General features: G+C 59.8%; 13 protein-coding genes. 3 read left to right on the forward strand and 10 right to left on the reverse strand.

Translation table 11 applies throughout. The annotated features are described in order from the left end of the window. Positions 1-41 precede the first annotated feature (41 nt). Positions 42-1,049 (forward strand): LacI family DNA-binding transcriptional regulator, encoded by a 1,008-nt coding sequence (locus WG78_RS01565; RefSeq protein WP_053936017.1) that lies wholly within the window; start codon positions 42-44, stop codon positions 1,047-1,049. A 19-nt stretch (positions 1,050-1,068) separates the two neighbouring features. Then, positions 1,069-2,235 (forward strand): glycerate kinase, encoded by a 1,167-nt coding sequence (locus WG78_RS01570; RefSeq protein ID WP_053936018.1) that lies wholly within the window; start codon positions 1,069-1,071, stop codon positions 2,233-2,235. Here WG78_RS01570 and WG78_RS01575 read toward each other — a convergent pair. From WG78_RS01575 to WG78_RS01585, 3 genes are all read right to left on the reverse strand, one after another. Continuing rightward, positions 2,217-2,426 (reverse strand): hypothetical protein, encoded by a 210-nt coding sequence (locus WG78_RS01575; protein WP_053936019.1) that lies wholly within the window; start codon positions 2,424-2,426, stop codon positions 2,217-2,219. The two genes, WG78_RS01570 and WG78_RS01575, sit on opposite strands and share 19 nt — an antisense overlap. Positions 2,427-2,429: 3 nt before the next feature. Continuing rightward, positions 2,430-5,048 carry a DNA ligase D gene (ligD, locus tag WG78_RS01580; protein ID WP_053936020.1) on the reverse strand — a complete coding sequence of 873 codons (2,619 nt, stop codon included), beginning with the start codon at positions 5,046-5,048 and terminating at the stop codon, positions 2,430-2,432. 152 nt (positions 5,049-5,200) lie between these two features. Continuing rightward, positions 5,201-8,005 (reverse strand): glycoside hydrolase family 3 protein, encoded by a 2,805-nt coding sequence (locus WG78_RS01585; RefSeq protein ID WP_169788451.1) that lies wholly within the window; start codon positions 8,003-8,005, stop codon positions 5,201-5,203. Between the two features lie 353 nt (positions 8,006-8,358). Between WG78_RS01585 and WG78_RS01590 the strand changes: the two genes are divergently transcribed. Next, entirely contained in the window at positions 8,359-9,219 is an 861-nt protein-coding gene (locus WG78_RS01590) for a PEP-CTERM sorting domain-containing protein (protein WP_053936022.1), read from the forward strand. Between the two features lie 134 nt (positions 9,220-9,353). Here the strand turns inward: WG78_RS01590 and WG78_RS01595 are convergent, their stop codons facing one another. From WG78_RS01595 to WG78_RS01625, 7 genes are all read right to left on the reverse strand, one after another. Further along, entirely contained in the window at positions 9,354-9,692 is a 339-nt protein-coding gene (locus WG78_RS01595; protein ID WP_053936023.1) for a hypothetical protein, read from the reverse strand. 221 nt (positions 9,693-9,913) lie between these two features. Beyond that, positions 9,914-11,281 (reverse strand): chitinase, encoded by a 1,368-nt coding sequence (locus WG78_RS01600; protein WP_236691961.1) that lies wholly within the window; start codon positions 11,279-11,281, stop codon positions 9,914-9,916. Between the two features lie 256 nt (positions 11,282-11,537). After that, entirely contained in the window at positions 11,538-12,626 is a 1,089-nt protein-coding gene (yjfF, locus tag WG78_RS01605; RefSeq protein ID WP_053936025.1) for a galactofuranose ABC transporter, permease protein YjfF, read from the reverse strand. Between the two features lie 3 nt (positions 12,627-12,629). Further along, positions 12,630-13,667 carry an ABC transporter permease gene (locus tag WG78_RS01610; protein ID WP_053936026.1) on the reverse strand — a complete coding sequence of 346 codons (1,038 nt, stop codon included), beginning with the start codon at positions 13,665-13,667 and terminating at the stop codon, positions 12,630-12,632. Continuing rightward, on the reverse strand, positions 13,664-15,190 hold the full coding sequence (locus WG78_RS01615; protein ID WP_053936027.1) for a sugar ABC transporter ATP-binding protein: 1,527 nt from the start codon (positions 15,188-15,190) through the stop codon (positions 13,664-13,666). The genes WG78_RS01610 and WG78_RS01615 overlap by 4 nt, the downstream gene beginning before the upstream one ends. Before the next feature lie 112 nt (positions 15,191-15,302). Beyond that, a complete protein-coding gene (locus tag WG78_RS01620; RefSeq protein WP_053936028.1) occupies positions 15,303-16,265 on the reverse strand; it encodes an ABC transporter substrate-binding protein in 963 nt (320 codons plus the stop codon). Between the two features lie 634 nt (positions 16,266-16,899). After that, on the reverse strand, positions 16,900-17,295 hold the full coding sequence (locus WG78_RS01625; RefSeq protein ID WP_053936029.1) for a hypothetical protein: 396 nt from the start codon (positions 17,293-17,295) through the stop codon (positions 16,900-16,902). Between the last annotated feature and the right edge of the window lie 97 nt (positions 17,296-17,392).

A 17,392-nucleotide genomic window follows, 5' to 3' on the forward strand; every position in this document is an offset into this window, starting at 1 on the left:
CGCGCTTGACGCGCTGCTGCACTGCGCCAAGAATCGCCGCCATGAATACATCTCCTGTCACTCTGGCGCAGGTGGCTGCCGCCGCCGGTGTCTCGCCCAGCACGGTGTCGCGCATCCTTAACGGCAGCGCACGCGTTGACGACGCCAAGCGCCAGGCCGTCGAAACCGCCATCGCGCAGCTCGACTATCAGCCCAACGCCATGGCGCAAGGGCTGGCGCGCGGCCGCACCATGACCATCGGCGTGTTGACGCAAGATATCTCCAGCCCGTTTTACAACGAGATTCTGCAAGGCGTGGAGGACGGCCTGGTCGGCACCGGCTTTGCCCCCATCTTTGCCAGCGGCCACTGGAATGCCGATGAAGAAATCCAGCGCCTGACCATGCTGGCGCGCCGTCCGGTTGATGGTTTGATCGTGTTGACTGGCGCGATTCCCGACGATGTATTAACCGGTTTCGCCGAGCGCGTGCCGATGGTGACCATGGGCCACCGCGTGGTGCGCGATAACGCGGTATATCTGCAGCTTGATAACGAACACGCGGCGTATCAGGCCACCTGCCATTTGCTTGATCTGGGCCACGTGGCCATCGCGCATATCGCCGGGCCGCCGCACATGGGTGATTCGACTGCGCGCCTGGCCGGCTATCAACGCGCTCTGGCTGAACGCAATATCGAATTCAATCCAGCGTTGGTTGTGCAAGGCGATTTCAGAGATGACTCCGGCGTGGTGGCCGTGGCGCAGTTGCTGGAAAGCCGCCAGCACTTTACCGCGCTGTTTGCCGCCAATGACCAGATGGCGATCGGCGCGCGACTGGGCTTTTATCGGCGCGGCATCCGCATTCCGGAAGACGTGTCGTTGATTGGCTTTGACGATCTGCCCGCGGCCTCGTTCTGCACGCCGCCGCTGACCACCGTGCGCCAACCGGTGTACGAAATCGGCTTTCAAAGCGCCAGCGCGCTGATGCGTTTGTTGCGCGGCGAAAAATGCGACCCGATTGCCTTGCCGCTGACGGTGGTGGTGCGCGAATCCACGCAACGCCGCCGTTATTGATCGCGCTGCCGCCGCCCTGATGAAACTCGTCATCGCCCCCGATTCATTTAAAGAAAGTCTTGGCGCTGCCGAAGTAGCGCGCGCCATTGCGCGCGGCTGGCAACAGGCGTGGCCCGAGACCGAATGCATCTTGCTGCCGGTGGCCGATGGTGGCGAAGGCACGGTGGATGCGCTGGTCGCCGCCACCCAAGGCCAACTGATAAGCCAAAGCGTCACCGGCCCGCTGGGCGAGTGCGTCAAGGCCAGTTGGGGTCTCAGCGGCGATGGCCAGACTGCGTTTATCGAAATGGCCAGCGCCGCAGGGCTGATGTTGGTGCCGCCGTCATTACGTGACCCTGGCATCACCACCACCTACGGCGTGGGCGAACTGATTCGCGCCGCGCTCGACCACGGCGCGCGCCATATCGTGCTGGGCCTGGGCGGCAGTGCCACCAACGACGGCGGCGCCGGCATGTTGCAGGCGCTGGGCTTGCGCTGGCTGGATGCGGCGGGCAAATCGCTGCCATTTGGGGGACTCGCTCTGGCGCGGCTGGCGTCGATCGATGTGTCCGGATTAGACGCACGCCTGGCGCAGTGCCGCTTTGAAGTCGCTTGCGATGTGGACAATCCATTGATCGGCGCGCAAGGCGCGAGCGTGATTTTCGGCCCGCAAAAAGGTGCGACACCCGCGCAGGTGGCGCAACTGGATGCGGCACTCACGCAATACGCTCGCGTCATCGAACAACATCTGGGCCGCTCCATTGCCCATACGCCGGGCGCGGGCGCAGCTGGTGGCATGGGCGCGGCGGCGCTGGCGTTTTTGCAGGCGACTTTGCGCCCCGGCATCGCGCTGGTGCTGGACACGGTGGGCTTGGCCGCTCACCTGGCTGATGCTGACTTGGTCATCACCGGTGAAGGCAAGCTGGATGGCCAGACCCTTCGCGGCAAAGCGCCGTTGGGCGTGGCGGCACTGGCGCGGCATCACGGCGTGCCCGTGCTGGCCTTGGCTGGCAGCGTTGCGGCGGATGCCGCGGCATTGCAACAGCACGGCATCACTGCGCTATTCAGCATCCAGCCCGGGCCGGGTTCGCTGCAAGACGCGCTGGCCGATGCCAGTGCGCGCCTGGAAACCACAGCGCGCAATCTGGCCACCGTGTATCGCCTCGGTCTGCACCACGCCCCGCGCGATCACAGCTCGGAATCGTAATCCGCCGCCAGACTAGCAAACTCGTCCAGCACGGCCGCCGTCGCCCAGGCTTGCGAACGCAGCTCGTTGGCACGCGCCAGCAATTGCTCGTGGGTTTTGCAATGTTCCTCGCCGATGCGCAGCAGGCTGGTGCCACTTTTGTGGAACACGTACTCGCCGTTTTCCTTCACCACGCTGACTTGTTCTTCCATTGTTTACTCCTTGGTCGGGCCCGGTTTCATGCCCAAGCGTGCGCGCATATCGGGCGTAATCAATTGCTGAGTATTGGCGTACTCGGCCCACGGATCGACGCCATCCAGTTCCGCCAGCCGTTCGTGCAGATTGTGGATGTTCCACTGGTTGGCGCTTTTCAGGTCATGGATTTCCTCACGCCAGATTGGCACCGACACCGGCAGATTTTCGCGCGTGCGCGCAGCGTAGGCGCAGATGGTGGTCGCGCCCTGGCTGTTGCGCAGATAGTCGATAAAGATTTTGCCCACGCGATTTTTGGGGCCGGACACCGCCGAAAAGCGCGACGGAATCTGCCGCGCCATATGCTTGACGATGGCCTCGCTGAACGCCTTGATGTCGGCCCAGCCATCACGCGGCGTCAGCGGCACCACAATGTGCAAGCCTTTGCCGCCACTGGTTTTGATAAACGACACCAGGCCCAATTCATCCAGCACCGCCAGCGTTAACTGTGCGGCTTCCACCATCGTTTTCCAGGGCAAGGCCGGGTCCGGATCCAGATCGAGGATAAAGCGGTTGGGTTTGGCCAGTTCATCGCTGGTGGCATTCCAGGTATGGAATTCGATGGTGCTCATCTGCACCGCGCCCAGCAAGGCGTCGGCGTTGTTGATGATCATCACCGGCTGACCCGAATAGGCCTGATCCAGCGACTGGATGGCGGGGATGCGCAAGGTGCTGGCGTTTTTCTGAAAAAACAATTCGCCCGCGATGCCTTCCGGCGCGCGTACCAGCGCCACCGGCCGGTCTTGCAGGTGCGGCAGGATGTAGGGGGCGACATTGGCGTAGTACTCGGCCAGTTGCAGCTTGGTGGTGCCGCTGCTGGCGTCGATCACGCGTTCGGGGTGAGTGATGCGCAGCGCGCTGCGCGCCGCGCTCGATGCGGCTTTGGCGGTGGTTTTGGCGCTGCGCTTGCCGGGCTTGGCCGCCGCAGGGGCAGGCGGGGCGGCTGCGGCAATGTCCTTCGCCTTCACCGGCTTTTCTGCCGTGACGCCTGCCGCGGGCTTGTCATTGCGTAAACCATGGAACACCGCATGTCGCACCGAGCCCTCGCGCGTCATTTCGGCGTAGGCCACTTCGGCCAGCAGCTCGGGCTTGATCCAGTGCACGCCGCGCGCGTCGGCCCCGGTGGGTGGATTGACCACGACGGTTTTGCGCGTTTCCAGCGCCTGCAATTGCTGATAAATCGTGCGTAGTGTGGTTTCGTTAAAGCCGGTGCCCACCTTGCCGGCGTAGCGCAATTCCTTGCTGTCGGCATCGTACAAACCCAGCAACAGCGCGCCAAAACCGCTGCGCGCGCCTTTGGGCTCGCTATAACCCACCACCACAAATTCATGCCGCAATTTGCATTTCAGCTTTACCCAGTCGCTACTACGGCGTGACACATACGGGCTGCCTGCGCGCTTGCCAATCAGGCCTTCCAGTTTCATCTGGCAGGCGCTGTTCAATAAGGCGTCGGGCGCTTCGGCAAAGTCTTCCGAGAAGCGCAGTACATCGTCTTCCGCGTTTTCCAGCGCCTTGGCTAGTGCCGCGCGACGTTGTTCCAGCGGCGCGCTGCGCAAATCCACACCGTTCAGATAAGGCAGGTCAAACAGGTAATACACAATCTCGCCATTGCGGCCGCTCTCAAACGCGTTTTGCAGCAACTGGAAATCCGGCACGCCGTTTTCATTGGCCACGATGACCTCGCCGTCCAGCCACGCCGATTCCAGCCCCAAGCTCGCCAATGCCTCGGCTTGCCGCGGCAGTTTGCGCGTCCAGTCGTGGCCATTGCGGGTCAACAGTTTGACCTCGCCATGCTCAATGCGCGCCATGATGCGGTAACCATCAAACTTGATTTCGTAACGCCAGTCGCCATCCGGCACCGATTCCACCAGCGTGGCCAATTGCGGGGTCATGGTCTCGGGGATGGGCGTGGCGGCCAGTTTCGGTGTGCGTTGCGCGCCAGCTTTGGCGGTGCGTTTGCGGGGTTGGGCCGGGGGCACTTTCACTGGCTTGGGTGTGGCCGCTTTACCGCCGCGTTTTTTCGGCACGATGCTGCGCTCGCTGAGCACGCTGTCGGGTAAGGCGGCGACCACGTCGTACTCGTTTTCCGGTCGCGCGGCCTCGTCGCGGTGCTTGATCAGAAACCATTGTTCCTGGCGGCCCGCGATGGTGGTGCGCACCAGATTCCACAGGCCCGCCAGCTTTTCGCCTTCCAGCGTAAATTTCAGTTTGCCCTGGCGATAGCCTTCTTCCGGGTCGCCTTGCGGAATCCACACGCCGCGATCCCACACAATCACATCGCCCGCCCCGTAGTGGCCTTCCGGGATATGGCCTTCAAACGAGGCATACGACAGCGGGTGGTCTTCCACCTGCACCGCCAGGCGGCGTACAGCCGGGTCCAGACACGGACCCTTGGGGATGGCCCAGCTTTTCATGGCGCCATCCAGTTCCAGCCGAAAGTCGTAGTGCAGGCGCGTGGCGTCGTGCTTTTGTATGCAGTATTGCAACGCGTGGTCGGGCCGCGGTTTGACCGCCTTGCCCGCAGGCTCGGGCGTGGCCTGAAAATCACGCTTGCGGTTGTATTCGTCCAGTGTTGCGGCCATTGCCCACGCTCCGGATATGGATGCTCCGGTTGTACGCGCGCGCGGGGCGTAAAGCCGTCGGCGCAATGCGCAAAATGGCATCGGCGCTTGCTGCGCAAGCAATAAAAAAAGGGCCGCAAGAGTGCGGCCCGTACAAGGAGAGTCTGGTCTGGCTACTTGGCGGTGCCCGCGCAAGTAATGTTGCCGGCGTTGTTGGGTTCCCAGCGGATATTGCCCACCGAAATCTCGAACTGCCCGCCGGTGTACAGCAAGAACGGCGTGTTGACTTGTGTAAAGTCAGTGCCCGCCGCCGCGAAGCACGCCAGCGGAATCGCCAGCGTTTTCCACGTATTCAGCGGTTGCGCCACGATGGCGCTCTTGATGCTGATCTGGCCCATGCACGGATAGCCGCAATCCACCCGCGCAATCACGTCATCGGTGGGGGCGTGGCTGATTTTGGCATCGAACACCAATGCGCCGGTGGCGAGATAAGGCGTCAGATCGGTGCCGGTGGCCTGCATATACGCCTGGCCGGTGCCGTTCCACGTCAGTTTCATCGCACCCCACTGAATGCCGCCCTGGTCATCGACCGGTGTGGCCTTCAGTTCGCCGCCCGGTGTGGCGGTGGCATTGGCCGTGGCCTGCGCCACCGTTACGCCACCCCAGTTGGACGGTGCACCCAGATACATGGTCCAAGGCGCCTGATTGCCGTGGAAATACACTTCCAGCGGATCAGTCGCGCTTGGGCCGCCGCCACCACTCTGGCCGCAACCATAGGCCTGGCTGGTTTCGTCGTATTGCGGCTGGTTCGGCGTAAACGCATAGGTCAGACCATAGCCATAGGCGTACAACGGGCTGTAATCAGCGTCGCCAATATTAAGCGGGGTCTGGCATGCCGATTTGGGCCACGAGTACGACAGCTTGCCGTGGAAGTTGAAGTTGGTGGTGCCATCCGCCTTGCGGAACAGCACATCGGTGATACCGCCGCCTTCCGAACCCGGCAACCATGCGGCCACAAACGCATCCGAACGGTTGATTTCGCGGCTGGTAAACAGCGGACGGCCCGAATACAGCACGGTGACGATCTTCTTCACGCCCTTGGCTTTCAGGCTTTCGATCAGCGCAATGTCTTCCGGATGCAGACGCGCCAGTTCCAGCGTCTTGGTCTTGCCGATATCACCTTGGCCCTCGGCATACGGCGTTTCGCCAATCACGGCGATGGCAACGTCATAGGTCGAATTGGCCTTGTCGCCGGTGGCGCTGGTATCCAGCGTGGCGTTAGGCGCAATGCTCTTCACCGCAGACCAGAAGCTGGTCGCGCCCGGGAAGTCGGCCGAAGTCACGCCCGTGCCTTGCCAGCTGATGGTCCAGCCGCCGGACTGATTGGACACGCTATCCGCGCTCTTGCCCGCCACCAGAATTTTGGCGTTACGGCTTAACGGCAAGGTCTGGTCGTTGTTTTTCAGCAAGACCAGCGATTCGCGCACGGCCTGACGCGCGATGGCGCGGTTGGCCGCTGTGCCAATGGCATGCGACTTGGTGCGGGCCGAGGGGCGCGGTTTTTCAAACAAGCCCAGGCGCACCTTCACGCGCAGAATGCGGCGCACCGCGTCATCAATCCGCGCTTGCGGGATGGTGCCGTTTTGCACTTCCGCAATGGTGTTGCTGATAAATGCTTTCCAGTCGTCGCGCGCCGGCACCATGATCATGTCCACGCCCGCATTGATGGCCCACGGACAATCGCCATTGCTGCAATTGGTGGGGCTATCGCTATTGGCGGTAGTGATCTGACCAATGCCGTTCCAGTCCGACACCACAAAACCATCAAAGCCCATTTTGGTTTTAAGGATGTCGGTCAGCAGGTACTTGTTGCCGTGCATCTTGATGGCTTTGGCATTGGGGTCGGCCGAGTTCTGCCAGCTGCTGAACGACGCCATCACCGTTTGCACGCCGCCTTCCAGCGCGCCGACATAACCACGGCCATGGATATTGCGCAGCGTGTATTCATCGGTGACGGTTACGCCCTGATCGGTGCCCAGCGTGGTGCCGCCATCGCCCAGAAAGTGCTTCACCGTAGCGACCACTTTTTCGTTGCTGCCATCCAGACCCAGATTGCCCTGCATGCCTTCGACGATCTCGCGGGCATAGGCTTCGGTTACTTCCGGATATTCGGCATAGCCTTCGTACGTGCGGCCCCAGCGGTCATCGCGCACCACGGCCACGGTCGGGCCGAAGGCCCAGTCGATGCCGGTGTGGGTGACTTCTTGCGCCACTGCCGCGCCAATCTGCCGCAGCAAAGCCGGGTCGCGTGTGGCGCCCAGGCCAATGTTTTGCGGGAACAGCGTTGCGCCGCGCACATTGTTGTGGCCGTGCACCGCATCCGTACCCCAGATCAGCGGAATCGGATGCGCATTGGCCGAGCTGGTGGAGGCCGCCCACAGGTTATCCGCCAAAGTCAGCCAGTCTTGCACGCTGGCCGCTTGCTTGCCGCCCGGCCACGAGCCGCCACCATTCAGTACCGAGCCGATGTGGTATTGCGTGATTTCGGCCGGGGTAACCGATGCGATTTCCACTTGCGTCATCTGGCCGACTTTTTCTGCCAGCGTCAGTTGGCCCAGCAGTGCGTTCACGCGCTGTTCGACCAGCGCATCGTTGGCCCGCGGATAGCTGATTTTGGGCCAGTCATTCAGTTGGGTCAGCGGTGGTGCGCCGTTGTTGCCGGGGGCCGGGGTTGGGGTCGGCGTTACCGGGGTGGGCGTCGGTGTAGGGTTGGTCGGGTTCGGGGTGGGCGTCGGGTTGCCCGGGTTGGGAGTTGGGGTGGGGGCGGCGGCCATCTGGTTGGCGCTAAGGCTGCTGCCGTCCTCACCGCCACCACACGCCGCCAACGCCACGGTCATCGCAACGGCCAGGCCGCTGCGCACCAGATTGGGGTGCCATTTCGATGCAAAGGGGTGCATCGGATTTGTTGCGCGCTTCATCGTACCTCCTGCTCCATTTGTGCGCGGTTGCGCATGAAGATGCTTTCTGTGTTGTGTACCAATGCGTTTTTTCTTTGAACCCAAATATCAGCAAACTATTGTTTTGATGAAATTTTCGTGTATCCACTTGGCATATTTGTGAAAGCGGTTTCATAATAACCCCGAAACAAAAAGTTACAAGTAGGGTAAGACGATTAATACCGCACTGTAGGTTTATTGCTTACGAGGGGCGCAGCGGCCTGGTCGCTGCCCCGCTGCGGTGCACCATAAAAAACGATGGGTGTAGTGATGGGAAAGCGATAAGGGCGGCCGGACTAGGCCGTATTTTGCGGGTGATCTGAGGAGAGGCAGGAATGCATAAAACAGTATTGGCATTAAGCTTACTGGCGGCGCTAAGCGCACCGCTAGCCCATGCAACCGTGTTACAGAACGGCACGCTGCAGGTCGGCATTGATGACGGCGGCGCCATCATCGACCAGACCGCGCTGATCGGCCTGGCTTACGACCCCAGCGGCAAGGGCAATTACGCGAATGACCTGCTGTGGCCGGGCGTGGCGTTTGGCTTTACCTCGGTGGGCGTGGGCGGCAGTTACGATACGGCCGGCGGCGAGTTTTATCAGGGCGCCAATCCTTTCGGCTATAGCCTGGTCAGCACCTCGGCCACATCGTTAACCCAGGCGGGCGCATATAACGGCCTGGGCTTGCTGCAAACGGTAAGCCTGAGCGGCAGCACGGTGCACTTTACGGTGACGTTGACCAACACCACCGCAGCGTCGATCGATGGAGTGACCTATGCGGTCGGCGCGGACCCGGACCTTAACTACTATTCGGGCGGCGAATTCGAGACCACCAACAGCAAAAACAGCAGCGGCAGCGGTTCGGCGTTTGGCGCGCTCAGCGGCATTACGCTGACGCTGGCGGACGTCAGCACCGGCAGTATCAAAGGGCTGATTTCGTCGCAATACCCGTGGAGCGTGGACCCGTATGCGCTAAGCGGCGCGTCCGACTTTACCGCGGGCACCGATGATCTGGACCTGGCGCTGGGCTTTAATCTGGGCTCGCTGGGGGCGGGGCAATCGGTGACGCTGGCCTACGATTACACCCTGGCGGCCGTGCCGGAACCGGAAACCTACGCGATGATGGGTTTGGGTCTGGTGGCGTTGATGGCGGCGCGTAAAAAGCGTGCTGGCCGTAGCGAACTGACGGTGGCTTAAGGCGGGGTGCGGGATTCGGCCGCTGTTAAAGTCGGCGTTGCCGCAAGCGGCAAGAACACACGGGCGTGGGTTAAACCGCGCTCGTGTTTTTTATGATTTGCTGAATGGCCGGCGTGGCGGTGCGCGAGGCGCGCTTATTTGCCCCCCGATTTGGTCGGCTCGCGCAGTGGCGTGGGCAAGGCGGGCATGTCTTTGCGTAATGATTGCGCGGTGGGTGTAAACAGCGCGCTGCGATGCGGAAAGTTGTACCAGTCGATCTTGTCCGCCATGGGGTGGCTGTCAGTGAGATAAACCGGCGGTGCGTCTCTCACCAACCGCAATTCCACGGCGTGCAATGCGCCATTAAACGGTGTTTCCACCATCCGCGCCCGCCACATCCCGCTTAACGACTCGGTCTGCTGACCCTGTTCATTGATCGCCCGCACCTCGAAATACGGGTTGATCACCACATTAAAATACTTGTTCACTGTCATCTTTTTCTCCGCACCGACTTCGATGCTTGTTGATGACAATGGTATGTAAGCTTGCCCCTTGGCTGAACTGGTAGTGCTACTAGGTTTGGTTGCGTGCAATCTAATTAAGGGGACGCATAGGGTGGGTCAAGACCCACCGCCCAAAGTGGTCTGCCAAGCGCTGTTTTACTTGGCGTGCGGCTTTGAAGGGTGGGTCACGACCCACCCTATGCGGTTGCTGCTTAGTTGCCGTAGCTGTTCAAGTACGTGCGGTACGGTTTCGAGAACCCGAAGTTGCTATACGCGTCCCAGTTGATCGACCACGTCATCAAGCCGCGCAGCGTGGGCGTGACTGCTTTGGGCTTGTAGCTGCCGCAATTGCTGCCCTTCATCAAACAATCCAGCGCGCTTTCCACGCCGGTGGTGTCGACAAAGCCGTTACCCGCGTTGGCGTTGGCCGGAATGCCCACTGCCACCTGATCCGGACGCAAGCCGGGCCACGTTTTGCCGGTGCTGGCCACGGTAAAGCCCGCCAGTTCCATATCGGTCATCGCGGTCAGAAAGTCCGCGCCGCCCATGGTGTGATACTGATTATCCAGGCCGGTAATCGGGCCCGAGTTGTAATCCTGCACCATCAACAAGGTCAGCTCGTTACGCATGGCGTAAATCACCGGCAGGAAAGCGCCCGAGCGCGCATCCGAAGAACCATTCGGGCCCGGGCCATAGAAGCTGTAGCCCAGTTGCACAAAGAAGGTTTCCGGTGCCATGGTCAGCACAAACTTGCTGCCGTAATGGCTGGTGATCTGTTTGAGCGCCGAAATCAGATTCACCACGATGGGCGTGGTGGGCGCGGTGAAGTCGTTATCGCCCTGGTTAAGCATCACCGACTGGTTTTCGAAGTCGATATCCACGCCATCCAGGCCCCAGGTATCGATGATCTTCTCGACCGAAGTCACAAAGTTGGATACTGCCGCCGCGCTGGTCAATTGCACCAGGCCATTCGCGCCACCCACCGAGATAATCACTTTTTTGCCGAGCGCCTGTTTGGCTTTGATGGCGGCTTTAAAGTCGGCATCGCTTTCCACATTCGGGCATTCCGACGGTTTACAGCGCGTAAACGTGATATTGCCGCTGGTATCGGAATCGCCAAACGCCAGCGCGATCACATCCCAATCGTTCGACACATTCGCCATCGGGATATAGCCCGAGCCATTGGCGAAGCTGGAGTGCAGATAGCCCACCAGCACATGCTTGGGCAGGCTGCTGGACGGGGTCGGCGCAGGCGTCGGCGTTGGGGTGGGTGCAGGCGTCGGAGTCGGCGTGGGCACCGGCGTTGGAGCAGGCGTTGGCGTCGGCGTGGGCTTGGGGGTTGGCGCGGGCGTTGGGGTAGGCGTCGGTGTGGGGGTCGGCGCCGGGGTCGGTGTGGGCGTCGGTGTGCTGCCGCCAGTATCTACGCCGAGGTCTTGCCACAACGCGGGCGTCGCAGCCGGGTTCCAGCCTGCGCCGGCGTAATCGGTTTGCGTGACCAGTGCCTTGTAATCATGGCCGTTGTAATACACGACCGTGCCGGCGGAATAAGTGCCACCGTCTTGCCAGGTGGGATAAGCCATGGCCATGGCAGCTGCAAATGCGGCAGGAAGCGCGACGAGCGCAAGCTTCCGTTGTCCGCGTGCGAACAAAGGGTTCTTCATTAACGTCTCCATCCATCCAGTTTTGATAAGCGCCCGCCTTATTGACGGGTCGCGAGCTAGTTTAACGACATTGTCATGGTCGTCAACCTGTTGAATGGAAACGTTAATTCAGTTCACTACTTTGCCCGCTTTACACCTACAGCCACCTACACGCGCCAGGCATTGCCGATAGCGCTCAGGCCAGTTGGTCCAGCGTGCCGGTGCGCGCCGTCGCGGCAGTAGCGGGCGTGGTTTCGCGCCGTCCGCCCGACACGGGTGTGATGTCGGAGCGATGCTTTTGCCGGCCCGTCGTGTGCTTTTCCAGCAAACGCTGCATGACACAGAACACGCACAACAGCGCGCCGATCACAATGCGGGTCCACCACGAGCTGAGCGTGCCATCAAAGGTAATCAACGTCTGGATAACACCCAGGATCAGCACGCCAAACAAGGTGCCAGTCAGATAACCCACGCCACCGGTTAACAGCGTGCCGCCGATGACGGTGGCGGCGATGGCATCCAGTTCCATGCCTTGCGCGTGCAGGCCGTAGCCAGAAAGCATATAGAAGGTAAACGTAACGCCCCCCAGCGCCGCGCAAAAGCCCGACAGCGTATACACCAGCACTTTGGTGCGCGCCACCGGCAAGCCCATCAGCAAAGCCGATTTTTCATTGCCACCAATGGCATATACATAACGCCCAAACGGGCGGAAATGCGCCAGCCAGATCGCTGCCGCAAAGGCCACGGCGGCGATCAAGACATTGGTGGTAATGGCGTATTCACCCAGATGCACGCGGAATTCAGAAAGCTGGGTATAGGCCGGATCGGTAATCGTGATCGATTCGATATTGACCAGAAAACACAAACCGCGCGTTAAAAACAAGCCGCCCAGGGTAACGATAAACGGCTGCAAGCGAAAATACTGGATCAGCACGCCCTGAAATGCACCAAATAAAGCGCCCAACGCCAATACCAGCGGAATGACAATCCAGATCGGCCAATGATGGTTTTGCGCGAGGGTCGCCGAAATCATGGTGGTTAAAGCCACCAATCCGCCCACCGATAAATCAATGCCGCCTGAAATCACCACAAAGGTCATCCCGATGGCCACAATCAGCAAAAACGCGTTGTCGATAAACAGATTTAAAAACACCTGCAGCGAAAAGAAACCGCGATAGGCCAACGAGCCATAGGCAAACATGGCAATAAACAAAGCCAGCGTAATCAAGAGCGGCAAGGTGCGCGGGTCGGTCAGGCGGCCGGTACGCCAGAGTGGCAGGTTCATCGATCAGGCCTCCAGCGGTTTACGAACCAGCCATTGCCGCAACTGGTCGGATTGAGTAACGCAAACAATAAACACCACCACGGCTTTAACCACCAGATTGGCTTCGGGCGGCACGCCGAGTGACCACGTTGTATAAGTCAGCGTCTGGATAATCAGCGCGCCAATCACGGTGCCGATCAAACTGAATTTGCCGCCGCCCAATGACGTGCCGCCTAAGGTCACGGCCAGAATGGCATCCAGTTCCATTAACAAGCCCGCATTGTTGCCGTCGGCGCTTTTGACGTTGGAACTGATCATCAAGCCGGCCATGGCCGCGGTTAGACCGCAAAAGCCAAACACCCATAAAGTAATGGCGCGCGCTTTAACGCCGGCAAAATACGAGGCCACCGGGTTGATGCCGATCGCGGTAATAAACAGACCTAAAGCGGTACGTTGCGTTAACAGCCACAACAGCAATAACACCGCCGCCACAATAAATAGCGAGAAGGGCAGGCCAAACAAATAACCCGCGCCAAGAAAGAAATAAGGCTGGTAATAAATGGTGATGATCTGGCCGGAAGTCAGCAATTGGGCAATGCCGCGGCCTGCCACCATCAGGATCAACGTGGCGATAATCGGTTGCATGCCAACCACCGACACCAGCGTGCCATTCCATAAACCGCAAATCAGCCCCACCGCTAATGCGGCCAGAATGGCCAGCGGCATCGGTACATTGGAAACATAAACTTCCACGCCGTTTTCGACATGCATTTGCCCGCCAATCAACACCGCGGCCACTGCGGCGCAAATGGCCACCACCGCGCCCACCGAGACATCGACGCCGCGTGTGGCAATCACGGGCGTCATGCCCAAAGCCACCAAGGCCAGCGGCGACGCGCGATTAAGGATATCGATCAGGCTGCCAAACAAATGGCCGTCTTTGCTTTCAATATGAAAAAACGTGGCATTAAAAGCGCGATTAACCACTAGCAACACAATCAGCGCAATCAGCGGCAATGCCAATGGGTGGCGCGCCATCGCAGCCAGACGGGATGTGTTCATGCGCCACCTCCGGCAATCATATGAAACACCGCGCGTTCATCGGCCTGGCCCGCGTCCAGCTCGCCGATTTTTTCGCGATCGCGCAATACGGCAATGCGATGGCTAACGCGCACCACTTCGCCCATTTCGGAAGAGATAAACAAAATGGCCAGCCCTTTGCGGCATAACGCCAATACCTGATCCATGATTTCGAGTTTGGCCGCCACATCAATACCGCGCGTGGGTTCGTCCAGAATCAGCATGCCGGGCTCAGTGGCCAGCCAGCGCGCCAGCAAGGCTTTTTGCTGATTGCCGCCCGATAACAAACCGATCGGCTGTTCGGCATCGGGCGTTTTAATGCCTAAGGCCTTGATGTATTCGTTGGCGATGGCATCCTGGCGTTTGCGCGATAAAAAGCGGAACAAACCGCGCCGGGCCTGCAAGGCCAGAATGATGTTCTCGCGCACCGATAATTCGGCCACGATACCTTCCTTTTTGCGGTCTTCCGGGCAATAACCAATGCCGTGTTTAATGGCATCGCGCGGCGAATTAAAGCGGGCGCTGTGGCCATTAATACTGACCGCGCCGCTATCGCAACGATCCACGCCAAATAACAAACGCGCGGTTTCGGTACGGCCGGAGCCTAACAAACCGCCCAGGCCCAATACCTCGCCCGCATGGATCTCCAGATCCAGATCATGCACGGTGCCTTTGTGGCCCATGCCGTGCGTGCTGATAAAGGTGGCGCCCGGTTGCGCCATTTGCGCGGCTTGCGGCTGGGTGAGGCTATCGACGTCAATTTCGCGGCCGACCATTTTGTGGATCAGCTTGAGCTGCGGCAAATCGCCGGTCAGATATTCGCCTTCCAGTTCGCCATTGCGCAGCACGGTAATACGGTCGGAAATGGCATAGGTTTGCGCCAGAAAATGCGTGACAAACAAAATCGCCATGCCGCGCGCTTTAAGTTGGCGCAGCAGGTTAAACAAACGCTGCACTTCGTCTTCGTCCAGGCTGGAGGTCGGTTCGTCCAGAATCAGGATTTGCGCTTCGGTACTTAAAGCGCGCGCAATCGCCACCATTTGCTGGATGGCAATCGGATACGAATCCAATGGGCGCGTAACATCAATCTGCAGCGCTAATCCGCTTAATAATCTTGCCGCCGCCGCATTAAGGGTTTGCCAATCAATGCGGCCATTTTTTTGCGGCAGATTGCCGATATAGATATTTTCAGCCACCGATAAATTGGGGCACAGATTTACTTCCTGATACACGGTGCGGATGCCCGCCGCTTCGGCCGAGCGCGGCGTGTCGATGGTTAGCGCCGTGCCGTTGAGCGTGATCTGGCCCGCATCGGTGGGGTGTACGCCGGTCAGCACCTTGATCAGCGTGGATTTGCCCGCGCCGTTCTGGCCCATGATGGTGTGCACTTCGCCCGCAAACAGCCGGAAGGTGACGTCATGCAGGGCGCGCACGCCGGGAAACGATTTGCAGATGCCCGTCATCGTTAAAATCGGGACGGCGGCGCTAGCGGTGGCGGTCGTCATGAATGCTCCTTGGCGCGCGCCGGGGTGGCGCGCGGGGTATGCGGACGGGTTCGGTCAGCGCGGATACGGCCAATCGGGGCGTGGCCCAGCGCCAGCCCCGGTCGTAGCGCGATCAGTACTTACGCGAAGGGAAGGTGGCCGCCGCGGTTTCCATCGGGAACACGGTTTCTTTGGTCACGATGCGCTTGGGTACGGACTTGCCTGCCGCCACCAGTTTGGCGGTGTCCATCAGTTGCGGGCCCAGCAGCGGGCTACATTCAACCGACACATTCATCTTGCCGGCCATCATGGCCTGGAAGGCGCCCTTGGTAGCGTCAAACGACACGATGATGATGTCCTTGCCCGGCTTGAGGCCTGCTTCTTCGATGGCCTGAATCGCGCCGATGGCCATGTCATCGTTATGCGAATACACCACATTGATTTGCTTGCCATATGCCTTCAAGAAAGCTTCCATCACCTGCTTGCCACCCGCGCGCGTAAAGTCGCCGCTCTGGCTGGCAATCACTTTAAAGCGATCGTCATTCTTGATGATTTCGAGTAGACCATTGCGACGATCAATCGCAGGGGCAGAACCCACGGTGCCTTGCAGTTCGGCGATATTGATCGGACCTTGCTGGCCTTTGTATTTGTCCTGCAACCAGCGGCCACCACGACGGCCTTCTTCCAGAAAATCGGAGCCAATAAACGCGGTATACAGGCTGTCATCGCTCACCTTGACGGCGCGGTCGGTAAGAATGACCGGGATTTTGGCCGCTTTGGCTTCGCGTAAAACCGGTTCCCAGCCCGATTCCACCACGGGCGAAAACGCGATCACATCCACTTTTTGCGCAATATAAGAACGGATGGCCTTGATCTGGTTTTCCTGCTTTTGCTGCGCATCAGAAAACTTGAGGTCAACGCCCGCTTCTTTGGCGCTGCTTTTAATCGATTCGGTATTGGCGGTGCGCCATTCGCTTTCGGCGCCCACCTGGGCAAAGCCAAGCACCAGTTTATCGGCGGCCACCGCCATCGAGCTGTACAGCCCCGCGGCAGCCAGTGTGATTACGGCAAGAACTTTCAGTTTTGCAGATCGCATGTCGCTCGACTCCTGTTGAACGCTATCGTTGCTGGCTCGTTCTGTGCGCGGCCAGTGTGTATCCGCAGGTCGCGGAATGAGCGGAATCGTGCGTCATGCCAGAGCGGATAGGTATGTCGTTTTCTGCTGTGTTCATGCACATTCTGGACAGGTTGCATTCTGCTGCACTGCAGCAGCCAATACCGTCGTAACCCGCGCCGATACTGGTATTGCGCCGGAAACGTTTTAAACGCGGATGGATTAAAGCGGTAGATCACGCGCGCGGCATGCAAAAATCGGTCTGATCGCTCAGTCAGCCGGTGGTCGCCTATGTAGGCGTCGCGACACAAACTGTGGGGCCAGTGGCTGGCAAGGGCGTGAGTGATTTCTTTGCGTACAAAGCCAGCGTGGTCTGGCTTAAAGCGCCTGCATGAAAGCGCAGGATGAAATCAAGCTCATCGCGGCACGTTAATCGCGTGTCGGATCAGCCTCCTGGTGCCTTGTAGCCTCGACTGCCCAAATCGACGTCGAGGCGTTTTTTTGCCTGCAATCCGGTGAAGGCGAGGGCGGGCTTTAGCAGTTGCGCAAATCGCGGACGAAAAAAAACGGCATAAAACACCGGCTGTGTTTTATGCCGCCACAGGGTTCTTTGCGTTTAGTGGCGCGTGCCCGATTTCGCGTTGGGGTTGGCCGCAGCATCGCCGGTATTGCCCTCGCCAAAGTGGCGTGCATATTCTTCGCCGTCGCTGCGTTTGCTGACCGACGCCGGAATATTTTCACCGGCGGCCGGGCTGTTTTTGGCAGCGGGGTCGAGTTCGGGCGGGCGAATCTGGTCGCGCGGTGGCGCCGGACCATATTCGTCATCGTGATGCGTGGTGGGCTTGCCGATTTCCTTGCCGTGCAACTGGCTGGCATCGCGCTGGCTGCGCTTGTCCTGGCCCGTGCTGGCCGCCGCGCCATCCGGGTAATTCGATTCAAAATTGCTCTGGTTTTTCTGATTGGACGGCGGTGCGTCGGCAGAATGGTTATGGCTATCGCGCGGTTGGCTCATGGTGCCCTCCTTGTTGCCGCATTGGTGCGGCGGGATTGTTGCTGGAGTGTGGGCGAGCGCGCTGTCGGCGGTTATCAGCCGATAACTGATGTCGGTG

It is taken from the genome of Amantichitinum ursilacus, from assembly GCF_001294205.1.
Lineage (GTDB): Bacteria > Pseudomonadota > Gammaproteobacteria > Burkholderiales > Chitinibacteraceae > Amantichitinum > Amantichitinum ursilacus.